This is a genomic window from Streptomyces prasinopilosus (assembly GCF_001419695.1).
Classification (GTDB): domain Bacteria; phylum Actinomycetota; class Actinomycetes; order Streptomycetales; family Streptomycetaceae; genus Streptomyces; species Streptomyces prasinopilosus.
Genome location: NZ_LIRG01000094.1, coordinates 1 through 2,888 on the forward strand (window position 1 = coordinate 1; position 2,888 = coordinate 2,888).

3 protein-coding genes are annotated in these 2,888 nt (G+C 71.6%); 2 read left to right on the forward strand and 1 reads right to left on the reverse strand.

Annotated elements, in window-relative coordinates; translation table 11 throughout:
- The coding region (locus AOK18_RS05425; RefSeq protein WP_055693563.1) for a threonine/serine exporter family protein at positions 1-1,312 on the forward strand (1,312 nt) is incomplete at its 5' end.
- Positions 1,313-1,436: 124 nt separating this feature from the next.
- Here the strand turns inward: AOK18_RS05425 and AOK18_RS05430 are convergent.
- Positions 1,437-2,492: a DedA family protein gene (locus AOK18_RS05430; RefSeq protein ID WP_055693564.1), complete on the reverse strand. Its 1,056-nt coding sequence runs from the start codon at positions 2,490-2,492 to the stop codon at positions 1,437-1,439.
- Positions 2,493-2,627: 135 nt separating this feature from the next.
- On the opposite strand from AOK18_RS05430, the gene AOK18_RS05435 reads away from it, so the two are divergent.
- Positions 2,628-2,888: YbjQ family protein (locus AOK18_RS05435; protein WP_055693565.1), on the forward strand; the 261-nt coding region annotated here is incomplete at its 3' end.

Here is a 2,888-nt window from a genome sequence, read left to right on the forward strand (position 1 = left end):
GGTCGAGCACGCGCGGCACGGCGGGACCGGGCTCGTCGTCGTGCCGCGCGTGCTCGACCTGACGCTGCGCATCGGGGAACTGCTGCTGGCGGGCGGTGAGGGCGCGGAGGACGTGGAGGGCGCGATGTTCGCCGTCTGCCGCTCCTACGGCCTGGACCGGTGCGAGCCGACCGTCACCTTCACCCTGCTGTCGATCTCCCACCAGCCGTCGCTGGTGGACGATCCGGTGACCGCGTCGCGCACGGTGCGCCGCCGGGGCACCGACTACACCCGCCTCGCGGCCGTCTACCAGCTGGTGGACGACCTCAGCGACGACGAGACGCACCTCTCCCTGGAGGAGGCCTACCGGCGGCTCGCGGAGATCCGCCGCAACCGGCACCCCTACCCCACCTGGGTGCTGAACGCGGCCAGCGGTCTGCTGGCGGGCTCGGCCTCGGTGCTGGTCGGCGGTGGTGCCCTGGTGTTCGTCGCCGCCGCGCTGGGGGCGATGCTCGGCGACCGGCTGGCGTGGAAGTGCGCCGACCGGGGGCTGCCGGAGTTCTACCAGTTCACGGTGGCCGCGATGCCGCCGGCCGCGATCGGCGTGGCGCTGACGCTGGCGCACGCGGACGTGAAGGCGTCCGCGGTGATCACGGGTGGGCTGTTCGCCCTGCTGCCGGGGCGGGCCCTGGTGGCGGGCGTGCAGGACGGCCTGACGGGTTTCTACATCACCGCCGCCGCGCGGCTCCTGGAGGTCCTGTACTTCTTCACGGCCATCGTGATCGGTGTGCTGGTGGTGCTCTACTTCGGCGTGCAGCTGGGCGCCGGACTGAACCCGGACGCGGCGCTCGTCCTGTCCGAGCGGCCGCTGTGGCAGATCGCCGCGTCGCTCGGGCTGTCGCTGGCCTTCGCGGTGCTGCTCCAGCAGGAGCGGTCCACGGTGCTGCTGGTCACCCTCAACGGCGGTGTCGCCTGGGTGGTGTACGGCGCGATGGCCTACGCGGGCGGGATCTCCCCGGTGGCCTCCACGGCCGCGGCGGCCGGACTGGTGGGGCTGTTCGGGCAGTTGCTGGCCCGGTACCAGTTCGCCTCGGCGCTGCCGTACATCACGGCGGCGATCGGGCCCCTGCTGCCCGGGTCCGCCACGTACTTCGGTCTGCTGGCGATCGCTCAGAACGAGGTGGACGCGGGCCTGGTGTCCCTCTCGAAGGCCGTGGCGCTCGCCATGGCCATCGCGATCGGGGTGAACCTCGGTGCGGAGATCTCCCGGCTGTTCCTGCGGATCGGCTCCGCCGAGAAGCGCAGGGCGGCGAAGCGGACACGCGGTTTCTGAGGCGGAACGGTTCCGGGCCGGGCCCGTTGCGCGGCGGGCCCCTTCCCGGGCGGCCCGCCCCCGAAGACACGGAACCCCGGGGCGCGCGGGTGGCGCGCCCCGGGGACGGGTTCGGTGAGGCGGGTCAGTAACCCTGGTCGTAGGGCTGCTGCCGACGGGGGTCCGGGGCCTGCCCCTGACCGCCCTGCCCCTGCTGGGGGTGTCGCCCCTGCTGGGGGTGCTGCCCCTGGGGGTACTGGCCGCCGTAGTACTGCTGGTCGTAGCCGCCCTGGCCGTGACCGCCCTGGCCGTACGACGGCTGGGGCTGCTGGGGCTGCTGGGGGTAGCCCTGGTTGCCGTAGGGCTGCTGCCGGGGCTGCGGGGCCTGCTGGCGGTGCTGGGGCTGCGGGGCCTGCCGGTGGTGCTGCGGGGGCGGCGGCCCGTCCGGGGTGATACGGCGGAGCTGGGTCGTGGCGTCGTCCATGACCGGCTGGGCGTACGGGGACGGGGCCGCCTGCCGGGCGGCGTACGCCTCGTACTCGTCCTGCTGCGGGGCTTCCGCGACCGCGTCCCCGTCGTTGCGCTTGTTCTTGGCCCGCTCCCGCAGGAACTCGATGATGATCGGGACCACCGAGAGGAAGACGATCAGGATGAGGATCGCCCCGAGGTTCTCCTTGATGAAACCGATCTGGCCGAGCCAGTAACCGGCGACCGTGATGCCCGTGCCCCAGGCCACGCCGCCGATGAGGTTGTACGTGAGGAAGACGCCGTACTTCATCCGGCCGGCGCCGGCCGTGATGGGGGCGAAGGTGCGCACGATCGGCACGAAGCGGGCCAGGACGATCGCCTTGGGGCCGTACTTCACCATGAAGTCGTGGGCCTTCTCCAGGTTCTCCTGCTTGAAGACCTTGGAGTGGGGGCGGTTGAAGATCCTCGGGCCGAAGAACTTGCCGATCATGTAGCCGACCTGGTCGCCGAGGACGGCGGAGATCGTGATCAGCGTGCACACCAGCCACAGCGGCTGGCTGATGTAGCTGCCCTCCGCCACGAAGAGGCCCGCCGTGAACAGCAGGGAGTCACCGGGCAGGAACGCGAAGAATCCGGACTCGGCGAAGACGATCAGCAGGATGCCGGGAAGGCTGAAGGTCTCGATCAGGTAGTCCGGGCTCAGCCACTCGGGGCCGAGCGCAAGGGTGGTCACGGGGCAGTGGCTCCTGCTGGTTGAGGGGGACGGGCGGAGGCTGGTGCCAAAACTACCAACGCAGCCGTCCCGGCCCGGGTTCCACGGGCGTACCCAGGATTGCACCGCGCCCCTCCCCCCGGGAAGCTGGGGGCCATGGGCATCGAGGAGTACGGCGGTGGACAGGGCCCCGGGACCGACGTCCTGGTGGTCACGACGAACGACGTCCCGGGGTACAGGGTCCAGGAGGTGATCGGGGAGGTCTTCGGGCTGACCGTGAGGTCCCGGCACCTCGGCAGCCAGATCGGCGCGGGTCTGAAGTCGATGGTCGGGGGCGAGTTGAAGGGGCTGACCAAGACGCTCGTGCAGACCCGCAACCAGGCCATGGAGCGCCTGGTCGAACAGGCACGCGCGCGG